The 20,571-nt window shown below is 59.0% G+C and carries 18 protein-coding genes; 3 read left to right on the top strand and 15 right to left on the bottom strand.

From position 1 onward, the window contains the following. The first annotated feature begins 192 nt into the window (after positions 1-192). Positions 193-942, top strand: a complete 750-nt coding sequence (locus I6J72_RS02465) for a hypothetical protein (RefSeq protein WP_239107464.1) — start codon at positions 193-195, stop codon at positions 940-942. Here I6J72_RS02465 and I6J72_RS02460 read toward each other — a convergent pair. After that, on the bottom strand, positions 911-1,309 hold the full coding sequence (locus tag I6J72_RS02460) for an Rv2175c family DNA-binding protein (protein ID WP_115022911.1): 399 nt from the start codon (positions 1,307-1,309) through the stop codon (positions 911-913). The genes I6J72_RS02465 and I6J72_RS02460 overlap by 32 nt on opposite strands. A gap of 50 nt (positions 1,310-1,359) precedes the next feature. Between I6J72_RS02460 and I6J72_RS02455 the strand changes: the two genes are divergently transcribed. Then, positions 1,360-2,598, top strand: a complete 1,239-nt coding sequence (locus tag I6J72_RS02455) for a protein kinase (protein ID WP_204099790.1) — start codon at positions 1,360-1,362, stop codon at positions 2,596-2,598. A 3-nt stretch (positions 2,599-2,601) separates the two neighbouring features. Here I6J72_RS02455 and I6J72_RS02450 read toward each other — a convergent pair whose 3' ends face one another. The 14 genes from I6J72_RS02450 to I6J72_RS02385 all read right to left on the bottom strand — a co-directional run bounded on the left by I6J72_RS02450 (position 2,602) and on the right by I6J72_RS02385 (position 18,246). Next, on the bottom strand, positions 2,602-3,990 hold the full coding sequence (locus I6J72_RS02450) for a class II 3-deoxy-7-phosphoheptulonate synthase (protein WP_204099789.1): 1,389 nt from the start codon (positions 3,988-3,990) through the stop codon (positions 2,602-2,604). Between the two features lie 60 nt (positions 3,991-4,050). Next, positions 4,051-4,560 (bottom strand): polyadenylate-specific 3'-exoribonuclease AS, encoded by a 510-nt coding sequence (locus I6J72_RS02445; RefSeq protein ID WP_204099788.1) that lies wholly within the window; start codon positions 4,558-4,560, stop codon positions 4,051-4,053. 107 nt (positions 4,561-4,667) lie between these two features. Next, positions 4,668-5,849 carry an acyltransferase family protein gene (locus I6J72_RS02440; RefSeq protein ID WP_204099787.1) on the bottom strand — a complete coding sequence of 394 codons (1,182 nt, stop codon included), beginning with the start codon at positions 5,847-5,849 and terminating at the stop codon, positions 4,668-4,670. 3 nt (positions 5,850-5,852) lie between these two features. Beyond that, positions 5,853-6,599, bottom strand: coding sequence for a 1-acyl-sn-glycerol-3-phosphate acyltransferase (locus I6J72_RS02435; RefSeq protein ID WP_204099786.1), 747 nt, complete (start codon positions 6,597-6,599; stop codon positions 5,853-5,855). A 67-nt stretch (positions 6,600-6,666) separates the two neighbouring features. Then, positions 6,667-7,623 (bottom strand): ROK family protein, encoded by a 957-nt coding sequence (locus tag I6J72_RS02430; RefSeq protein ID WP_204099785.1) that lies wholly within the window; start codon positions 7,621-7,623, stop codon positions 6,667-6,669. A gap of 23 nt (positions 7,624-7,646) precedes the next feature. After that, positions 7,647-8,780 carry a glycosyltransferase family 4 protein gene (locus tag I6J72_RS02425; protein WP_204099784.1) on the bottom strand — a complete coding sequence of 378 codons (1,134 nt, stop codon included), beginning with the start codon at positions 8,778-8,780 and terminating at the stop codon, positions 7,647-7,649. 3 nt (positions 8,781-8,783) lie between these two features. Next, entirely contained in the window at positions 8,784-9,830 is a 1,047-nt protein-coding gene (locus I6J72_RS02420) for an NlpC/P60 family protein (protein ID WP_204099783.1), read from the bottom strand. A 166-nt stretch (positions 9,831-9,996) separates the two neighbouring features. Then, positions 9,997-10,635 carry a C40 family peptidase gene (locus I6J72_RS02415; protein WP_204099782.1) on the bottom strand — a complete coding sequence of 213 codons (639 nt, stop codon included), beginning with the start codon at positions 10,633-10,635 and terminating at the stop codon, positions 9,997-9,999. A 1,137-nt stretch (positions 10,636-11,772) separates the two neighbouring features. Next, entirely contained in the window at positions 11,773-13,395 is a 1,623-nt protein-coding gene (locus I6J72_RS02410) for a cytochrome bc complex cytochrome b subunit (RefSeq protein ID WP_204099781.1), read from the bottom strand. Beyond that, entirely contained in the window at positions 13,395-14,615 is a 1,221-nt protein-coding gene (locus I6J72_RS02405; protein WP_204099780.1) for a ubiquinol-cytochrome c reductase iron-sulfur subunit, read from the bottom strand. Before I6J72_RS02405 ends, I6J72_RS02410 begins: the two co-directional genes overlap by 1 nt. Then, positions 14,612-15,499: a c-type cytochrome gene (locus I6J72_RS02400; RefSeq protein WP_039676130.1), complete on the bottom strand. Its 888-nt coding sequence runs from the start codon at positions 15,497-15,499 to the stop codon at positions 14,612-14,614. Before I6J72_RS02400 ends, I6J72_RS02405 begins: the two co-directional genes overlap by 4 nt. Before the next feature lie 65 nt (positions 15,500-15,564). Then, on the bottom strand, positions 15,565-16,149 hold the full coding sequence (locus I6J72_RS02395; RefSeq protein WP_181815463.1) for a heme-copper oxidase subunit III: 585 nt from the start codon (positions 16,147-16,149) through the stop codon (positions 15,565-15,567). A 566-nt stretch (positions 16,150-16,715) separates the two neighbouring features. Further along, positions 16,716-17,147, bottom strand: coding sequence for a cytochrome c oxidase subunit 4 (locus tag I6J72_RS02390; RefSeq protein ID WP_115022932.1), 432 nt, complete (start codon positions 17,145-17,147; stop codon positions 16,716-16,718). A 19-nt stretch (positions 17,148-17,166) separates the two neighbouring features. Beyond that, positions 17,167-18,246: a cytochrome c oxidase subunit II gene (locus I6J72_RS02385; RefSeq protein ID WP_204099779.1), complete on the bottom strand. Its 1,080-nt coding sequence runs from the start codon at positions 18,244-18,246 to the stop codon at positions 17,167-17,169. 354 nt (positions 18,247-18,600) lie between these two features. Between I6J72_RS02385 and asnB the strand changes: the two genes are divergently transcribed. Beyond that, positions 18,601-20,523, top strand: coding sequence for an asparagine synthase (glutamine-hydrolyzing) (gene asnB / locus I6J72_RS02380; RefSeq protein ID WP_204099778.1), 1,923 nt, complete (start codon positions 18,601-18,603; stop codon positions 20,521-20,523). Positions 20,524-20,571 lie beyond the last annotated feature (48 nt).

Raw genomic sequence — 20,571 nt, 5'->3', positions numbered from 1 at the left:
TCGCCCCAGAAGCGGTCTTGACAGTGCGAATATAAGGACTCACAAAAATCAGACTACTGAACACCCCCGGCACTACCCACTTAGTGCGGAAAAATTCCTACCCACCGACGAAAACCAACAGGTTACAGTGTCAAGAGTGACGTTACTCACCCACCCATGACCTAAGTCAGGTTTCATGTCAGCCTCCTGCTCGTGGGCATTGCAGTCTCGCTCAAAGCGACGGCCGTGTTCGCCGCGCCGTTCATCGTGTGGCTCATGGTTCACCACTGGGCACCGGAAGGGACGAAGGCGCTCAAACGAGTCGGTATTTTCCTTCTGTCCGGAATCTTTGCCGTGGCTGAGGTCGCGTCAGCGGTTGCGGTGATCACGTGGGCGTCGGGAAGCTCGTGGGGCTGGCTCTCACAGATTAGCGGAAACTCCAAGGTGATTAACCCGTTAGCAGGGCCGACGCTGCTTGCCGACGTCCTCGTGCCCCTCATCCAGTTCTTCTCACCCGATACGACCTACAACGGCGTGCTCGGGGTGCTGCGTTCTGCAGGCATGGTGCTCATGCTGCTCGGGCTCGTCTTGGTGTGGTGGTGGGGACGCACCGGTGTGCGCCGAGCCATCGCCGCCACGGCTGCGGCCTACCAGGTGGCATTCGTCTTCAACTCCGTCACGCTGCCCTGGTACTACGCCTCAGTGTCGACGCTGATGGGCACGTTCCGCCCGCCGCTGCCCATCCTCAAGCTCGTTACGGGCGCCACCTTCTTCATCGGAGTTGCCTTTGCTGGTGACGGAAACCACCAGCTCTACAACTGGTTCTGGGTCATCGGCATGGTAGTCGTGGCATGGAGCGCCACGCAGTGGATCTTTGCTGGTGTTCCTGCAAGGTCGGCGTCTAAGACGTCGGCGTCTAAGACGCCGACGGTTAAAAGGCCGAGGCCTGCGCGCGCCGAATAACCTCGCGCGCGAGGTGACCATGCAGTCCATCAATGGGACGCCCCGGCAAAGAGTCGTCCTCGGTAAACAGGTGCGCCAAGATTTCGTTATCGTGCCACCCATTGTCCGAAAGGACAGTAATGACGCCCGAGACGTACTTGGAAATGGCGCCCTTTGAGTTAAAGAAGGACGCGGGGACTAGGCGGTTTCCCTCTGGGTCACGCCAAGCAATGAACTTGCGGGCATTGAGCAAGTCAAAGACGCGGGTGATAGGAAGATCCAGCTTTTCAGCCACGTCTTTGAGCGTCAGCAGCTCCTCGCCGGCGAGCAACTCGACCAGTTCGGGATGGGAATTCTCTTCAGGTTTCGCAGAATTAGTCACAGACACAACTGTAGCGGGATCACACTTTGAGGAGAGGATCGACCATACTGGAATCCATGACAAGGCTGAACGTGGGCGACATTCTTGAGGGACGCTATCGTATCGACCAGCCGATCGCCCGCGGCGGCATGTCCACTGTGTACCGCTGCGTGGATATGCGTTTGGGCCGCGCCGTCGCCGCCAAGGTCATGGATGAGCGCTATCACGATGACCCCGTTTTCGTCACTCGTTTCGAGCGCGAGGCCCGCGCCATGGCGCAACTGAGCCACCCCAACCTCGTCGGGGTCCATGACTTCTCCGCGGACGGACTGCCTATTTATCTCATTATGGAGCTCATCACTGGCGGTACCCTGCGCGAGCTTCTCGCGGAGCGTGGCCCCATGCCGCCTCATGCCGCCGCTGGAGTCATGCATTCGGTACTGGCAGGGCTCAGCGAAGTCCACGACGCCGGGCTCGTGCACCGCGATATCAAACCGGATAACGTGCTCATCACGAACACGCATCGCGTCAAAGTGGGTGACTTTGGTCTCGTGCGCTCAACCAGTGCAGAGCACGATAGCTCCGGCCAGATTGTCGGCACCGTTAGTTACCTTTCTCCGGAGCAGGTCACCGGCGCGGAGATTTCACCGGCTTCCGACGTCTATTCGGCGGGAATTGTGCTCTTCGAGCTGCTCACAGGCACCGTTCCCTTCAGTGGTGAAACTCCGCTGGCCCATGCCACCGCACGCGTCCACGCGGATGTCCCCGCGCCCTCCTCACGTATCGAGGGCGTGCCGATGCTTTTCGACGCCCTCGTGGCCACCGCCACCGCACGCCACCCTGGCGAGCGTTTCGCCGATGCAGGCGAGTTCCTCGATGCTTTGGACGATGTCTCCCGCGAGCTTCAGCTGCCGGCCTTTACAGTCCCCATCCCCCATAATTCGGCCGCTGCCCGCACCGCTGCTGTGCCCACGGACTTTGCCGGCACTGGCAATACCCGAGTCTTCGAAGCAACCTCTGCACTCAACACTCCGCGGTCTGACGCGCCCCAGCCAGTTGCACCAGACTTCGAGACACGCGTCGAACCGCCCCTAGATTCCCCTCCGGCTGAGCCGCCGGTGCCGGTCGAGGAGCCCTACGCTCCTGCCGGTGCCGAAGAAGAACCCGAGGAACGCCCGCTGACCAACCGCAGCGCGGTTTCCCTTTTCGGGTTCCTTATCCTCGTTAGCCTCGCCACGCTCGCCGTTGCGGTGGCGGCGTGGTGGTTTGGCTCCGGAGAATACGGCACGTGGCCGATTCTCTGGAGACCGTACTAGCTTCTAGTTGCGCAGCATCTCCGCGATGAGGAAGGACAGCTCCAGCGATTGCTGGGTGTTCAAACGCGGGTCCACGGCAGACTCGTAGCGGCCCGGCAGATCCACGTCCGTGATGTCCTCCGCGCCACCGAGGCACTCGGTCACGTCCTCACCGGTGAATTCAAGGTGCACGCCGCCCGGGTGGGTGCCCAGCTCGCGGTGAACCTCGAAGAAGCCCTGAACCTCATCGACAATCTTGTCGAAGTGGCGGGTCTTGTAGCCGTTGGACGCGGTGAAGGTGTTGCCGTGCATCGGGTCGGACTGCCAGACCACCTTGTGGCCGGATTCCTCCACTGCCTTGATAATCGGGGGCAGTACGGAGCGCACCTTGTCATGGCCCATACGAGCAATCATGGTGAGGCGGCCCGGCTCACGGTTCGGGTCCAGCTTCTCCGCGTACTCCACTGCCTGCTCCGGCGTCACACCTGGGCCCAGCTTGATGCCCACAGGATTGCCAATGATGGACGCAAACGCCACGTGGAAGTCCTCGATACCGCGGGTACGCTCACCAATCCACAACTGGTGTGCGGACAAGTCATAGAGCTTGGTTTCGCCATTGAAATCCGTACCCAGTCGCAGCATGGAGCGCTCGTAATCCTTCAATAGGGCTTCGTGAGAGCAGTAGATCTCCGCCGAGCGCAGGGTTTCATCAGACACGCCACAGGCATTCATGAACGCCAGGCCGTTTTCAATCTCATCGGCCAAAGCCTGGTAGCGGGCGCCCGCCGGCGAGTTTGCCACGAATTCGCGGTTCCACTCATGCAGGCGGTATAGGTCCGCGGTGCCGGAGTGTGTCAGGGAACGAACCAGGTTCATCGCGGCCGACGAGTTTGCGTAGGCACGAATCATGCGGGCGGGGTCGTGGCGGCGAGACTCCTCATTGGCTTCAACGCCGTTGACGATGTCACCGCGGTAGTTGTACAGGCCGTTCGCATCGAGATCAGAGGAACGCGGCTTCGCGTACTGGCCGGCAATACGGCCCAGCTTCACTACCGGGGTAGACGCGCCATAGGTCAAGACCACAGCCATCTGCAGCAGGGTCTTGATGTTGCCGCGAATGTGCGGCTCAGTGTTGGATTCAAAAGTCTCTGCGCAATCGCCGCCCTGGAGGAGGAAGGCTTTGCCCAAGGCGACGTCGGCAAGCTTGCGCTTGAGCTCCTCAATTTCCGGGGCCACGACGATGGGCGGGACCGATTCCAGAATCTTGCGCACGTTATCTGCTTGCAGCTGGTCCCAGCTAGGCTGTTGCTTGGCCTCACGTGCAATAACGTCCTGGAACTTCTCGTTGATGCCCTCCGGCAGCGGCGGCAGATCAGGAAGCACTTCTTTGGGAATATCTACTGTCCAACTCACACCCAGTATTAAACCATCTCGCGCCTATAGTGCGTTAGTTAATCCCCCGATTGCCCCACCTTATAGATTCACGCGGTTGCCGCGGCTCAACGGCAAGTGTTGCTCACAGGTGCGAAACTTGGCGAGGTTATGGCGGGCGTCGACAAGCGCATCGTGATTCCCATTCGGCACCGGCGGCAACGTGGGGCGTCCCGCAAACTCCCAATACTGCTTGAGCTCACGTGTATAGCGCGGCATTCCCTTAGGCAGCCCAGCCATGTCGCCCCAAAGCTGGGCCAAGACCACATGGTCATAGGCGCCGACCCATGCCCACAGCTCAATGGGGCTGGAATGGCCGCCCATAAACTCGAGGAGCTCCTCACGGATAGTGGCGCGGGACTTCCACACCTCGTTGCCGGGACTCGGCAGTTTGTCTAGGACGTTCTCACGTACCCAGGCATTCGCCTTGGATGGGTCAAAATCGGTGGACACGGCATAGTATTCGCTACCGTCTTCGCCCACGATGCCGATGGAGACCAACTCGATGGTCGATCCGTCCTCGATAAACTCGGTGTCGTAGAAGTAGCGCACGGTTTCGTATCCTAGCCTCTCTTCCATTCCCCATTGTCACCGGGGCCCATACTCAGCGCCGCTACCACACATGTCCTGGACCTGGTGGCGGAGATTCCCGGGAACGACTATTTCCTCGTCACCAAGCTGCTCATGGCCGCAGCATCGTGGTTGTCCAGTGGCTCAACGGGCTCTGCTTGGCGACGCCCCAGCGCCGGCGGCTTCAGCGACCAGCCCAGCACGGGAATCTTGCCCAAGGCCCACAGCGCCAGTGATGCCAGCCCCGCGTACACCATGCACATGCTCAACCAGAACCACGTATTGTCCAACGGCCACTGCCCCGCCAGAGAAACCTCTCGTGGGTACAGCGCCATGGGGAAGCCATACAAGACAGTCAAACCAATTGGGTGTCCCAGATAGATCGGGAGCGTGTGTGCGCCGATGAATCTAAGCCCCGTCGACACTGCCGGAATGTAGGACACAGCCACCGCCACGGCGATGCCCACAGGAACTTCAAAGAACTGCTCCACCATGCGCACCAGAATGTGAAGGTCATGGTCAGCCAACACCTCAGCGCCGGGAAGCGGCCACGCCACCTCCATGGGATTGGCGCGCTGATCCCAGTCACGGTGAATGAAGAAGCCAACGGCGTAAGCCACCAACGTTGCCGAATAAGCCCACAACGTGCGCTGCTCCCAGCGTCCTTGGAATGGTGCCTCGAGAGCATCGGCGAAGACCGTGATCGCGTCACGGAAGTACGCCGCTGCCACGAACACGGGCAGGAACATGACTGCCTTGGCAATGGTGTGAAACTCCGCTTGCCACGCCATGAAGAGGATCGGGAAAAAGCTCAACGAAAGCCCCAGCCACCCCGGGAGCGTGCGCACGCACCACAGGAAGACATTAAAAAGAATGAGGGCATAGAGGAACCACGCCATGGAGTGGCCCACGAGAAGGCTGGCCACCATCTGGCTCGGATCAAAAATGGGATCCCCAAAGACCCAGTGATACTCCACGCGTTTTGTCTGCTGCTCAATGAGCATCCACACCACATAGGGCACAAAGAAAAACCACAGACGCCGCGTAACCAGTTCGGCAAAGCTAAAGCGAAAAACCTTCTGAGAAAAATAGCCACTGACAAGGAAGAACAAAGGCAGGCGCAGAGGATCTAGCCACACGTTAAAGGCAGCCAGCCACGTATCTTGGGCCTCTGGTACGGCTAAAGTGACGTGGAGCAACACCACGCCAAGGATGGATAATCCTTTCGCTACATCAGGCCAGGCAAGGCGATGAGAGAGAGAAGAGCTCACAGATTACTGCGCCTCCGAACCGGGCTCGGCCCCTTCCGGGTAGCCGTGTCCAGCTTGCAGGGATGCTTTGACATCAGAGGCGTAAACATCCACATATGGCTGCCCGGTCAGCTCCGCCAGCTGCTTCATCACATAGTCCGTGAAAGCGCGGGCAGTGTCGTGATCTTCTGGATCAAGGCCGCGTTCTGCTGCCCACGCGGTGGGATCAATAGGCTCGCCCACGCGCATGCCAACGCGCACCGGACGCGGAATCCACGAGCCAATAGGGTTGGCTTTTCGGGTATTGATCATGGCAATCGGCAGCACCTTTTCCCCTGTGGTGAGCGCAATGCGGGCCATGCCGGTGCGCCCCTTGTAGATGCGGCCATCCGGCGAACGCGTGCCTTCGGGGTAAATACCAAACAGATCGCCGCGCCCCATGATGCGCTGCGCGCTGGCCAACATGGCATCGCTAGCGTTCTTATCCACACGGTCAATCGGCACCTGGCCCACGGAGCTAAAGAACCACTTCTGCACTCGCCCCACCAGTCCAGGGGTGGTGAAGTATTCGCTCTTAGCCAGGAAGGTGATCTGCCGCGGGCACAACAGCGGAAAATAGAAAGAATCCATGACCGCTTGATGCGAAGACGCCAAGATAGCCGGGCCCGACTCTGGAATGCGTTCCATACCCTCAGACCATGGGCGGTTCCATACCCGCAAGGCAGGCCCAAAGAAGATGTGCTTAAAAGCCCAATACCACTTGTTTCGCATCGCTTATAGTCCTATCTCTGGTTGTGCCGGCCCCGCGGATGACTCCACGAAGGGCAAGTATACGGTGTTAACCTCGGCGCTCCTGACGGGCGAGATCTGCGACACCGATCATACCTGCCGCCGAGCCCAACTCGGCGGTCGCGACGCGCGCCACGGGGCGGTGACCGGCACCGACAATCTGTTGTGCCATGCGCTCACGGGCTACATCGAGGAATAAATCTGCGTCCTGCGAGACGCCTCCACCGATGATAATGAGCTCTGGATCGAGCACGTCCGCCACCATAGACAGACCCTGGCCGAGCCACTGCCCGAAGTCCTCCATGACGGCTGTGGCCAGCGGATCTCCTTGACGAGCCGCAGCCGTGATGTCTTCACCGGAGGGCTTGTTAGGAAGCGCGGTCTCATACTTCCCACGCAATTCTGCGAAGGTGTCCGGCAGCGCCGTGCCGGACGCGTAGCGCTCCAGGCAGCCGCGCTTGCCACAGGAGCATAAGCGTCCGCCGGGGTTGACAACAAGGTGCCCGAACTCGGGGGCAGTTCCGAAGGCACCGCGGTAAATGCGGCCCTCGGTAAACAACGTAGCTCCGATGCCAGTGCCCACGGCAAAGAAGACCCACTCCTTGGCACCGCGGCCGGCACCGAAACGCCACTCGCCCCATGCAGCCGAATTAGCATCGTGCTCCAAGCGAACCGGTACGTCTATTCGCTTGCTCAACGTCTCGCGCACAGCGGCGTCACGCCACGGCAGGTGCGGAGCAAAACGCACCACTTCGCAGTCAGGATCCAGGAACCCGGCGAGGGCGAGTCCTACCGCAGTGATGTCATGTCGAGCTGAAAGTTCCTCTACGCACCGAACGATGTCATCTTCCAGCTGGCCAGCATCGGTGGCTGTGGGCACGCTTGTGGAATCTACAATCTCTCCAGCTGCATCGATGACTGCAGCACGAAGGTTGGTGCCGCCGATATCGAAACCAATGGTGAGGCCAGCGTCGTCGCCTTCGGCAGAGGGAGAGTGTTCAAGCATGACTAGTAGGATATACCTCCGACTTAGCTCCGGTCACATTCAAGAACCTCGCGCAGACGCGCTCCCATAATTTCCCACGTCCAGTGCTCCTCCACGTGGCGGCGTCCGGAGGTTGCCATGTGGTGCCTCAGGGGGACGTCGCCAAGCAGCAGCTCCACCGCTTCCTCCACCTCCGCGAGGACCGACCCCCTCACGACAACGCCTGACTCTGGGGTGATGGTCTCTGGAGCGCCACCAGAATCCCCCGCGATGACCGGCAATCCCGCCGCCTGCGCCTCTAGGTAAACAATCCCCAGCCCTTCGACGTCGAGCCCTCCACCACGGGTGCGGGCTGGCATGGCAAAAATATCGGCCGCATGCAGTGCCATGAGCAGCTCGTCGGTGTCCCGCGCCTCTTTAAGCACTGCATCAGGACAGTACTCCTGCGCAAGTACCCGCAGTGTGGACTCATAGCTTCCACGGCCGATAATAAGCAGCTGGGCATCCGGGTACGTCTGCCGTACTCGCGGCATGGCGCGCAAAAGTTGATCTTGGCCTTTGCGGGGCACCCATCGTGAGATACACACGATGACCGGCCCCTCACCCAAACCAAAATGCTGGCGCGCTTCCGCCTTCTGCGCCTCCGTTGCGGGCACAAAGTCCTCGAGGCTCACCGCTGACGGCATATGTACCCACCGCGGGTGCGGGCCAAACGCCCTGGTCAATCGACGGCGGGTGTACTCCGAAATATAGGTGACGACATCAGAGGTGCCTCCAATCCGGCGCAGTGCTTGACGGGCCCCAGGCAACATGGACCAGCCCACCTCGTGACCGTGCGTCGTCGCCACGATGCGGCGCGCCCCCGCTTTCCGTGCCGCTGATGCCATCAGCGCAAGAGGAGCCGCCGCGCCGAACCACACGGTCTCAATGTCGTGTTCACGGATAAGGCGCTGCATTTCGTGGGCCGTGGCCGGGGTCGGCAGCATCACCTTACGCGGCCACCGCACCACCGTATAGTCCACCGACTTGTCATATTCAGCAGCGGCATCCACATCCTGTGTTGAGGCAAAAACGACGACGTCCTGCGGGGCGAGAGTGCGGAGGAAATCTCGCAGGTAGGACTGAATTCCCCCAATGGTAGGCGGGAAATCATTCGTGACCAGGAGCGTCCGTGCCATGCGCTAGTACCGGACAGCGCCCTGAACCGGCATCGAATTCAGCGGAACCACAGCAACCGGGACACCATACGTCGATGCATGAACGACCTGCCCGTCGCCGATATACATGCCCACGTGGGTAATGCCCGGGTAGTAGCCCACAATGTCACCTGGCTGCAGCTGATCCAGCGGCACCGGCGTGCCACCAGCGATCTGCGCCTGCGACGTGCGCGGAATACTCTTGCCCATTTGCTGGTAGCTCCACACCATCAGACCTGAGCAATCGAAAGTGTCCGGCCCTGCAGAACCCCAACCATACGGTGCGCCCAGACGAGTCATCGCAGCGTGCACCGCAGCAGAGCCGGAACCATCAGCGAGTGCAGCAAGATCAATATCGGAGGAGCCGCCAAAGTGCTCAACCCATGCTTGACGTGCCTCAGGGCTTAAAGCATCAATTTTTTCTTCCAGCTCCTGTTGCTGCTCTTCGAGCTCCGATTGCTCATCCATAAGCGTCTCTCGCTGGCGCTCCAGTTCATCACGGCTACGGCGTGCCTCTTCAGCGGCATCGACTGCTTCCTGGTGGGCAGCATCAGCCGCTGCGGAAGCAGCCACCATAGCGTCTTCTTCACGCTTCGCTGCCTTTGACAAAGCGCCAAGGTACCCCATGCGTTCCACTGCACTAGCGACATCCTCAGCGTCGAGCGCCGCTGCGATTGGTGACGCCGCATCACGCCGATAGCGCTTTTGCGCCAACGCATCAATTCGCTTCTGTTGTTCGGCCAACGCTGCGGACGCCTCGTCAGCGTTGCGCTGAGCCCCGGCTGCCTGCTCATCGAGTTCGCCGATTCGCTTCTCGGTCTTCTCGATCTCATCCTCGAGGCCCTTGACCTCCTCCCCCTTGGCAGACACGCGCTGGGCGACGTCCGCCATACGCTCGATGAGTCCAGCGAGATCCTCCGGCGCGTCCTCCTGCCCGACCTCTTGAGCAACAACCGAAGGCGCGACAACGGTTGGTGGAACTGCCGCCACCGCACACGCAGTGATAACGGAAGCAAGACGGCGACGCGACATGGACACCCCAGAATCCTAAGAGAATGGCAATAGTTGACTGAAGTATAGCCTCAGTCAAGGGAAACTAAAATACTTCCGTTTAACAATAGCGGAACCCCTTCCCCACACTCATCTTCAACGCGACGAGAGTGACGGAAGGGGTCAAAAATATCGCCTGAGACGCCTCTTAGAAGCGAACAGCAGAGTGGATCGGCATGTAATTCAGGGAACGCTCGCCCACCGGGGTGCCGGTGTTCAGCGCGTCAATGATGGTGCCATGGCCGGTGTAGATACCAACGTGGGATGCACCGGAGTAGTAAACGATGATGTCACCCGGCTGAAGAGCATCCAGGGAGACCTGGGTGCCGGCAGATGCCTGCGCCTGGGAGGTGCGCGGGATCTCCACGCCAGCCTGACGGTAAGCCCAGGAGGTCAGACCAGAGCAGTCAAAAGCGCTCGGACCGTTGGCGCCGTATACATACGGGGAGCCGACTGCAGAACGAGCAGCCTCAAGGACCTTCTCGCCGACAGACTTAACCGGGGCGGGGGCCGGAGCCTCCTGTGCTACCGGCGCCTCAACGGAGGCAGCGTAGTCGGAGCCCTGGTTGGACTTCAAGGACGGGACGTACTTATCAACGTTCGGAACCTGCTTGATGTTCGGAACGTTCTCCAAGCCAGCGACCTCGAAGCGGATGTCGGTGTTCGGAACGACGACCTCGGCGGCGTTGGCGGCAGCCGGTACGGTAACGGCTGCGGTTGCTGCGACAGCAGCGGTGGTTGCAATGCGACGGGTGTTCAGGTTGCCCTGGCGACGGTGCTTAGCCACGAATTTAAACTCCAAATCTTCCAGTGCGCCTACCTTCGCTGCCTCCAAACAGAACATAGTTCTCTTGGAGTGCAACGAAAGCTCTGACCCATGGGCGGGCCTAGCGTTCGACGGTGACCCATTCCTGTAGGACCACCTCCGCTCGGCCCCCGAATTTTAGGAGGGGCCAGACGCGGCGCTTAAATCTTCAGTTCGTATTGAGCACCGGTGCTTGGTACACCGTGTCGGTAACTCAATGTCTCGAATAGGTTACGAAACCATCACAAGCGATGTCGAGTTAGAAACACGATTCCCCCTTCGTTACCGTCCTGTTACCAAACGTCAACCCTAAAGAGACCATCACACATTTTCAGGGTCCAATAGCCAAGGGGGCCCACACTACACATACCCTCACCTGCAACGACGTGATGCCAATAGGATCGCTGGAAACTGGACCATTACAAGTCCCTTCACACGGAAACAGTAAGAAAAATTTAGACTGTGAGCTTCGTCACCTCGCTGTAATGTGGAGTATCAGAAGCCCCATATAACCCTTTCAGCACAGTTTTCCCACCAGAAAAAGTGCCGTCTTCCAGCGGTTTTCCTGTCACCCACGTCACCCCGCTCAGAGATCTGGGCCTCAAAAATTCAAGCGGACACGCTCACATCGCAAAGGTAATGCGCAGGTAAACAGAAGGTTACGAGCCTCCTCCAAGGGACTTGCCCCTGCCCTACTGGCAGCCCTCATACATAAACACGCCAAATGACGCCCTACGGCCGCCTGGCAGCCCCAGCTCCTTTGTTCAGCCGAGCACTCTTCGTCGCCGTGTATTTCGACGCGCAAGCCGGCCTCATCGCCGCCTTCCTCTCGCAGAAGGGGATATCTTCGCCGCCGGTGGTGATGCAAGAATCTGCACAGCCTTTCATGCCGAAGACTTATAGATATAGGTATGTACCAAGGCTTTTCCTACTGCCGGCTCCACCGAACCAGACCCACAGTTAAGCCACAACACCTAGACCACGCGCCACACCCAGAAAGGCACGGCGAGCTGGAGGGAGACGGCGCCAAACGCTGCGCGTCTCGAGAACGCAAAAGCCCGCTCCCCTCCTCTGATGAGGAAGGAAACGGGCTCGGTGAGCGTGTTTCAGAGGCTGGCGCTAAATGCGGCCGTTCTCTTCGTCGTCGCGACGGTTAGCCTCGTTGAGCTGACGGAACATCTCCGCCTCTTCAGCGTGGTTCTCCTCGCGGATTTCCTGTGCGCGGGACATAATGCCAGCGTCATCCGGGGAGAAGATGCCCTGGGTCTCGGCGTCAGCCAAACCAAGCTGGTTAAGCTGCTTCGGAACTTGAGCACCGGCGTACTCGAGCGGAATCGGGTGGCCGTGATCATCGACGGGTCCAAGCGGCTGGTGAACCTCGATGAAGGCACCATTCGGCAGCTGCTTGATAACACCAGTTTCGATACCGTGCTCCAGGACCTCACGGTCAGAGCGCTGCAGACCAACGCAAATACGGTAGGTCATGAAGTACGCAATCGGAGGCAGAACGATAAGACCGATACGGCCGACCCAGGTCATCGCGTTCAGCGAAATCTGGAAGAAGTTTGCCACGTGGTCGTTACCACCAGACAGCGTTACCAGCAGGAAGAAGACGATGGCAGCTGCACCGATAGCGGAGCGAACCGGAACGTCTCGTGGGCGCTGCAGAAGGTTGTGGTGGGCGTCGTCTCCAGTCAGCTTCTTCTCAATGAAGGGGTAGGCGAAGAGCAGGACAACCATAAGGCCACAGAGCAGCGCGACCCAGAATGCGGACGGGATGGTGTAGTTGCCGATGTAGAGCTCCCATGCCGGCATGACACGGGCGACACCGTCAGTCCAGAGCATGTAGATATCCGGCTGGGAACCAGCCGAGACCTGGGACGGGTTGTACGGGCCAAGGTTCCAGATGGCGTTAATCGTCATCAGACCAGAGATGAGAGCCAGAACTCCAGCAACCATCATGCCCATGCCGATTGCCTTTGTGGCGAAGACCGGCATAATGCGGACACCGACGACGTTGTTCTCAGCGCGACCCGGTCCAGGGAACTGGGTGTGCTTCTGGAACCAGACCATGATGAGGTGTGCTGCGATGAGGCCCAGGATGATGCCCGGGATAACCAGCACGTGCAGGATGTAGAAGCGGTCCAGCATCAGGTCGGACGGGAAGTCGCCGCCGAAGATGGCCCAATGCAGCCAGGTACCGATGATCGGCAGACCCAGGATGATGGCGGACATGATTCGCAGACCAACACCAGAAAGCAGGTCATCCGGAAGGGAGTAACCGAGGAAGCCCTCGATCATGCCCAGCAGGATGAGTGCGCAACCGATAATCCAGTTAGCCTCACGCGGGCGGCGGAAGGCACCGGTGAAGAAGATGCGCAGCATGTGGGCAATCATGGACATCATGAACATGAGTGCTGCCCAGTGGTGCATCTGGCGGATGAAGAGGCCACCGCGCACCTCAAAAGAAATGTCCAGTGCGGTTGCATAGGCGCGAGACATCTCGACGCCATTCAACGGGGTATATGCACCGTCGTAGATGACCTTCGTAATGGAAGGGTCGAAGAACAGTGCCAGGTAGATACCGGTCAGCAGCAGGATGATGAAGCTGTACAGCGCCATCTCACCAAGCATGAAGGACCAGTGAGTCGGAAAGACTTTGTTGAGCTGGGTACGCAGGACGCCGGCGGCTGAATAGCGCTCGTCCATGTTGTTGCCCATCTTGGCAAGTTTGTTACTCATTATGACTTACGCTCCCAGAATGCAGGTCCGACGGGCTCAACGAAGTTGCCCTTGGCAACCATGTAGCCTTCGTCGTCCACCTCGATCGGCAGCTGCGGCAGTGCACGGGCTGCCGGGCCGAAGACCGGCTTACCGTAGTGCAGTGCGTCGAACTGCGACTGGTGGCACGGGCAAAGAATGCGGTTGGTCTGTGCCTCGTACAGCGAGGTCGGGCAACCAATATGGGTACAGATCTTGGAGTAGGCGTAGTAATCGCCGTAGTGGAAGTCCTCTTGGCCCTTACGCTCGATGGCTTTCTTAGCGTCATCGTTGCGCAGGCGAATGAGCATCACAGCGTTGCGGTTTCCGTGAATGGAGTGCATGTGATTCTCGTAGACGTCCTTTTCCTCGGACCACTCGGCGCCATCGTTGACGTCCTCCGCTGCGAGCGGGAAGACGGTCTCCATGCCGCCAGCGGCAAGGTCCTCCGGACGAACACGCACCAGGCGTGCAAGGCCGCGGGTGGTGTAGTGCTCACCAGACTCGCCCACGTGCTTCTCAGCGATGGTACCGGTGTCACGAGCGAGGTAGAGCTTTACGCCCTTCTCATGCATGGTCCAACCGGAGGTCCACAGCGTGCCGTCGCCGGTGTAATCCAAGTCGTGGCGCTTCTTCCACGGGTTGTTGATAGCGCCGGCAAGCGGAGCGATAACCGCCAGGCCGAAGAGGACGCCGGCGCCGCCGAGCAGACCCTTGATGGTCTTACGGCGACCCAGAGTCGACGTGTTCCACGAGTCATTCAGCAAAGCAGTGAGGGTACGGCGGTCAACCTCGTCGGAAGGACCGTCGTGACGACGCTGCACGGAAATCTCTTCCGGCAGAATCTTCTTCACGTACTGAACGATGGCGAAGCCAAGACCCAGAATGCACAGACCGGAGGTCAGACCGAGAAGCGGGGTGTATAGAGTGTGCCACCACAGGCCGTCCTCACCCAGCATCTTGTAGTTCCACGGCCAGAACAGGTAGACGCCGAGGAAGGCGATGCCCATCAGCACGGAGATAACGAGCCAGATGGTGATGTTGGTAGCGGCGCGCTTCTCAGCCGGGTCGCCGTCCACCGGGAAGCGCTCCTTACGGAACGCAACGGTGACGTCATCAAGCTCGGTACCGAGAGCGGCGAGCTCGTCGTTGCTCATAGCATCGAGCTCTTTACGAGAGTAATTCTTCTTTACGTTGCTCATGAGCGAGATCCAATCCACATAGCGGCAACGCACAGAAGGCTGATGCCGATAATCCACATTGCCAGGCCCTCAGCCACCGGGCCGAGACCGCCAAGGTCCCAACCTGCCGGAGACGGGGTTTCCTTCGCAGACTTGAGGTAGGCGATGATGTCCTTCTTCTCATCTGCAGTCAGCTGACGGTCAGAGAACTTCGGCATGTTCTGCGGGCCGGTCAGCATTGCCTGGTAGATTTCCTGCTCATTAGCCGGTGCTAGCGGCGGAGCAAACTTACCGGAGGACAGCGCACCGCCCTGACCGGTGAAGTTGTGGCAAGACGCGCAGTTCATGCGGAAGAGCTCCGAGCCCTTGGCAACGTCCTCAGCCTGAATCTGACCGTTGTAGTTGGTACCGCGCAGGGACTCCTGGGCGATGGAGCCATCGTCGTTGTAGACAATGTCGGGGCCGCCACCGTTGGCAGCGACATAAGCCGCGAGAGCCAGAGTCTGCTGCTCGGTGTAGCGCGGGGTCTTACGCTCAGCCTGTGCGTCGTTGGACATCATCGGCATACGGCCGGAGTGCACCTGGAAGTACACAGAGCCGGCGCCGACACCGGCGAGGGAAGGACCGCGATCCTCGATGCCCTGAAGGTTCGCACCGTGGCAAGTAATACAAGCGACTTCGTAGATGTCCTTACCCTCTTGAACGAGAGCTTGGTCATCCTTGGCAGCGGTAGCCACCTGAGCGTCCGGAGTCAGGGCGGAAGCCAAGACACCGGCGCCGGTGAGACCGATGCTCAGAGCGAAGACGCCAGCAAGCGTGCGCTTCGCCTTACGGCGACGGCGGGTCTTCTTAGCCGCGGCAGTGGTCTCCTCCACTGCGGCGGGCTGCTGGATGTTATCCATCATTTTCCTTTAGATAACTCGTACATGGAAGTGAATGGCTGTAGGCCGGAAGGTCCGGCGCTTACGGCCTACTGAACTAGGTAGATGACTACGAAAACGCCAATCCACACAACGTCAACGAAGTGCCAGTAGTAAGACACTGCCATCGCTGCGGTTGCCTGTGCCGGCGTGAACTTGGAGCGGGCAATACGCGCCAAGATGATTCCGAAGGAAATCAGACCTGCAGTCACGTGGGCCGCGTGGAAACCGGTCAGGATGTAGAAGACCGAACCAAACACGGAGGACTGGACAGTCACACCTGCCATGATCAACTCTGTCCACTCGAATGCCATGATGCCCAAGAAGACAACACCCAACGCGAGGGTCACCGAGTACCAGAGTCGGAGCTTGTATACGTCACCCCTTTCTGCTGCGAACACGCCGAACTGAGAGGTCACGGAGGAGAGAACCAGAACAGTCGTGATGACAAAGCCCATCGGCACGTTGATGTGCGCGGTGTGCTCAGCCCAGTCACCCTCCTGGCCGTTCGCACGCGAGGTGAACCACATCGCGAACAGTCCAGCAAAGAACATCAATTCCTGAGACAGGAACACGATGGTGCCGACGCTGACCATGTTGGGTCGGTTCAGCGCGGCAACACGTGGTGCTGCCATACCTTGGTTAGAAACTACGCTCGTCACGCATAACAGTATGGCCGGTTGAGACGCATAAGTCATCTCAATTCCCCCCGATTTTTTGAGGCAACGAGCTAGACCTTCCCAGCCTTCGCGCACCTATCCCACATTTATTCGGTACATAAAGATGTGGGAACTTTGTGCCACGCTTTCCGACGTCCCATTGACGCAGGTAGCGCGACCCCTCGCCTATCGACCATCACACACGCCCCTCGAAATAGTGCGGTGCCAACTCGATTCGCAAGCACTTAGCGCGATTCCTTCAATGAGATAAATCACAAGGGCGAAAGCGGCATCAGTGCAGGTTTGCAACTTTCGGTTGACCCCCGAAGAAAATAGGCTTTTACGTGCTAAAAGTGGCATTGAGAAGGCGCAGTTCTACGAAAGACACTAGGCACATCTACCCCAATGGAGAAAATTTTACGGAACCGAGGGAACTTTCTTGCGGTTTATCCGACTCCGCGATCGACAAAGCCCCCGCCCGGTTGATATCGGGCGAGGGCTAGAGAAGTCGTGGCGCTTATCTGCGCGGCAGAAGAAACCTCTTAGTGCTTTTCCTTCGGCAGGCCGTACTGCAGGGACAAGCCGGTGACAGAGGCAACAAGCAGGACTGCGCCTAGGGCGATCAGCCACAGATACATGAAGATGATGCCAAGGCCGAGAACTGCAATAGAACCGGTCATGGCCAGCGGCCAAATGGAGTTCGGGGAGAAGAAGCCGAGAATACCGGCCTTGTCCTCGGTCTCTGCCTCTTCCCAGTCTTCCGGAGCCAAGTCGACCCGGTTATCGGTGAAGTGCAAGTAGCCGCCGAGCATGAGGCACAGGAGCATGGCAAGGACCATGCCCACGATGCCGACCCACTCAGGGCCATAGAGGTAGCCGTCATCCTTGACGTAGTTCACGCCGATGACGTAGACGATGAGCGACACGAAGAGGTAAGTCGCAATGGCGTAAAAGACCTTAGATGTTGCACGCATTGTGTATCAGTTCCTTTTCTTATGCCGCTTCAGCGGTGTCGACGAAGTTGTCGGCATCGCGGGTATCGCGCAGGGAGTTGAACGGTGACGTGGTCACAGCGTAAGGCTCTTCACCGATGTGCTCAAGAGCTTCAGCATTGGTAGCCTCCGGGTTCTCTTCGCGGAACTTGAGGTACTCATTGAAGTCAGCGCGGTCAACGACACGCAACTCGAAGTTCATCATGGCGTGGTAGGTACCGCACATCTCGGCACAGCGGCCGACGAAAGCGCCCTTCTCCTCAATCTTCTCTACCTGGAAGCGACGCTCCTGAGCGTTAACCTCCGGGTGAGCGTAGACGTCACGCTTGAACAGGAATTCCGGAACCCAGAAGGAGTGGGAAACGTCACCGGATGCAAGACGGAACTCAATCGGGGTATCGACCGGGAGAACCAGGACCGGAACTTCCTCGGTGGAACCTACGGTCTCAATCTTGTTGAAGTTGAGGTAGGAGATGTCACCGGTGGACTTGCCGTGAATCGGGTTCGGGTTCGGGGTGCCCTCCGGGTCGGTGGCGGATTCTTCGGCGAGCTTCTGACGCTCAGCGTCAGCACCGTCGTAGTTCTCGCCGTCTACCTTGTTCTCGGCGTAACCAAACTTCCAGTTCCACTGGTACGCAGTGACGTCAACGGTAACCTCTGGATTCTTATCCAGTGCGGTGACCTTCTGCTGAGCCTGAACGGTGAAGAAGAACAGGCCCATGATGATGAGAATCGGCATGATGGTCAGCGCCAGCTCGAGCGGCACGTTGTACTGCAGCTGCTTCGGGAACTCGCCCTTGCCAGCCTTTTCTGCCTTCTTCGCGTTCCAGCGGAAGATGGCGGTGAGGAAGAGACCCCACATGATGAAACCGATAATCCAGGCTGCAACCCAGACCCAGATCCAGAAGTTGTACATCGATTCAGCCTCAGGGGTAATACCCTTCGGCCAGCCGAAACCGAGGAGGTTCTCCACGGCGGTCGGCGCTGCGACATCACAACCCGCCAGAGCGAGGCCGCCCATGGCGATGACGCCTGCTAGACCAGCCTTGCGGGCGAGATTGCGTTCTTTACGCTGTCCCACGTGTGTTCTGCCTTTCTGTGCACACAAACTTCTCGAATACTCATAGAGCATTCCTACCCAATTAGGATAGAGCATCACGCTCGAGTTTCAGACCTTTTCACTGGCCTGATGAGGAGATGATTCCGCTCCATAAATAGTGAACGAACGGGATGTTACAGGCCCACCTGCACAAGATCACTCCCGCTCCCCCACCCTCCCCCTGCCCCTTATGACTCAATTCACAAGGTTTACTCTGCCCCATCATCCGAAAGTTCGCACCCTAACGGGGAGCGCGGCGCGGGGTTCGCAGATCCTCAACACACGGCCGTAAAGTGTGTCGCAGATGAACCTTCATATATAAGGAGAAACACGTTTATGTGCGGACTCTGCACGCTGCTTAGCGCCGATCGCAACGCCGCCGAGCATCTCGAAGCCCTCGAACAGTCCCTGCAGTGCATGCGCCACCGCGGCCCCGATGCCGCCGGCACCTGGCACGACGAGGATGCCGCCTTCGGCTTCAACCGCCTGTCCATCATTGACTTGGAGCACTCCGACCAGCCTTTGCGCTGGGGCCCAGAAGACAATCCTGAGCGCTACGCTCTGACCTTCAACGGCGAAATCTACAACTACGTCGAACTTCGTGAAGAGCTCACCGCCGCAGGTTATTCCTTTAATACCCAAGGCGATGGTGAGCCCATCGTCGTGGGGTACCACCACTGGGGCAAGGACGTTGTCGAGCATCTGCGCGGCATGTTCGGCTTCGTTATTTGGGATACCGAAACCCGCACCATGTTTGCTGCGCGCGACCAGTTCGGCATCAAGCCGCTCTATTACGCGACGACGAACAAGGGCACCGTATTTGCCTCCGAGATGAAGTGCATCCTCAGCATGGCAGATTCGTTGGGTCTAGACCTGAACCTTGATAAACGCGCCATCGAGCACTACGTTGACTTGCAATACGTTCCAGAACCGGAGTCTCTGCATGCCAACATTCGCCGAGTAGAGTCCGGTTGCACCGTCACGCTACGCCCGGGCGAAGAAGTAGTGGCTGAGCGCTACTTCTCACCCCGCTTCCCCATCCAGCCTGTTAAACAGGGCGAGGAGCAGCAGCTCTTCGATAAGATTGCGCGGGCGTTGGAGGATAGCGTCGAGAAGCACATGCGTGCCGATGTGACCGTGGGCTCCTTCCTCTCTGGAGGCATTGACTCCACCGCCATCGCTGCTTTGGCCAAGCGCCACAACCCGGACCTGCTCACCTTCACCACGGGTTTCGAGCGTGAGGGCTATTCCGAGGCGGACGTCGCTGCCGAGTCCGCTGCCGCCATTGGCGTGGAGCACATCGTCAAGATCGTTTCCCCGGAGGAATACGCCGACGCGGTGCCAAAGATCATGTGGTACCTGGACAACCCCGTGGCAGATCCGTCTCTAGTCCCCCTCTACTTCGTGGCCCAGGAGGCCCGCAAGCACGTCAAGGTGGTGCTCTCGGGCGAGGGCGCCGATGAGCTTTTTGGCGGTTACACCATTTACAAGGAGCCGCTGTCCCTCGCACCGTTTGAGAAGATCCCCTCCCCTCTTCGACAGGGCCTGGGCAAGCTTTCGCAGGTGCTTCCCGACGGTATGAAGGGCAAGTCCCTACTCAACCGCGGCTCCATGACTATGGAGGAGCGCTACTACGGCAACGCGCGTTCCTTTAACTTTGAACAATTGCAGCGCGTTCTCCCTTGGGCCAAGCGCGAGTGGGACCACCGTGAGGTCACCGCACCGATTTATGCCCAGTCCCAGGACTTCGACCCGGTAGCACGTATGCAGCACCTAGACCTTTTCACCTGGATGCGCGGCGATATCTTGGTCAAGGCCGACAAGATGAACATGGCCAACTCCCTTGAGCTGCGCGTTCCTTTCTTGGACAAGGAGGTCTTCAAGGTAGCGGAGACAATTCCACACGACCTGAAGATTTCCCACGGCACCACCAAGTACGCGCTGCGCAAGGCCATGGAGCAGATTGTTCCGCCGCACGTACTACACCGCAAGAAGCTCGGCTTCCCCGTGCCCATGCGCCACTGGCTAGCTGGCGACGAGCTCTACGGCTGGGCACAGGATCAGATTACGCAGTCCCAGACCGAGGACATCTTCAATAAGAAGGAGGTCCTCGAGATGCTCAAGGAGCACCGCGATGGCATCTCCGATCACTCCCGCCGCCTGTGGACCGTGCTGTCCTTCATGATCTGGCACGGCATCTTTGTGGAGGATCGCATCGATCCCCAGATTGAACAGCGCGATTACCCAGTGAAGCTCTAAAACACAGGAAAGCCCTCGCCACTGAATAAACTGGCGAGGGCTTTGCTG

Source organism: Corynebacterium sp. FDAARGOS 1242 (genome assembly GCF_016889985.1).
Taxonomy (GTDB): Bacteria; Actinomycetota; Actinomycetes; order Mycobacteriales; family Mycobacteriaceae; genus Corynebacterium; species Corynebacterium minutissimum_B.
Note: the sequence above shows the minus strand (reverse complement) of the source record. Positions and strands in the feature narration are given on the sequence as shown.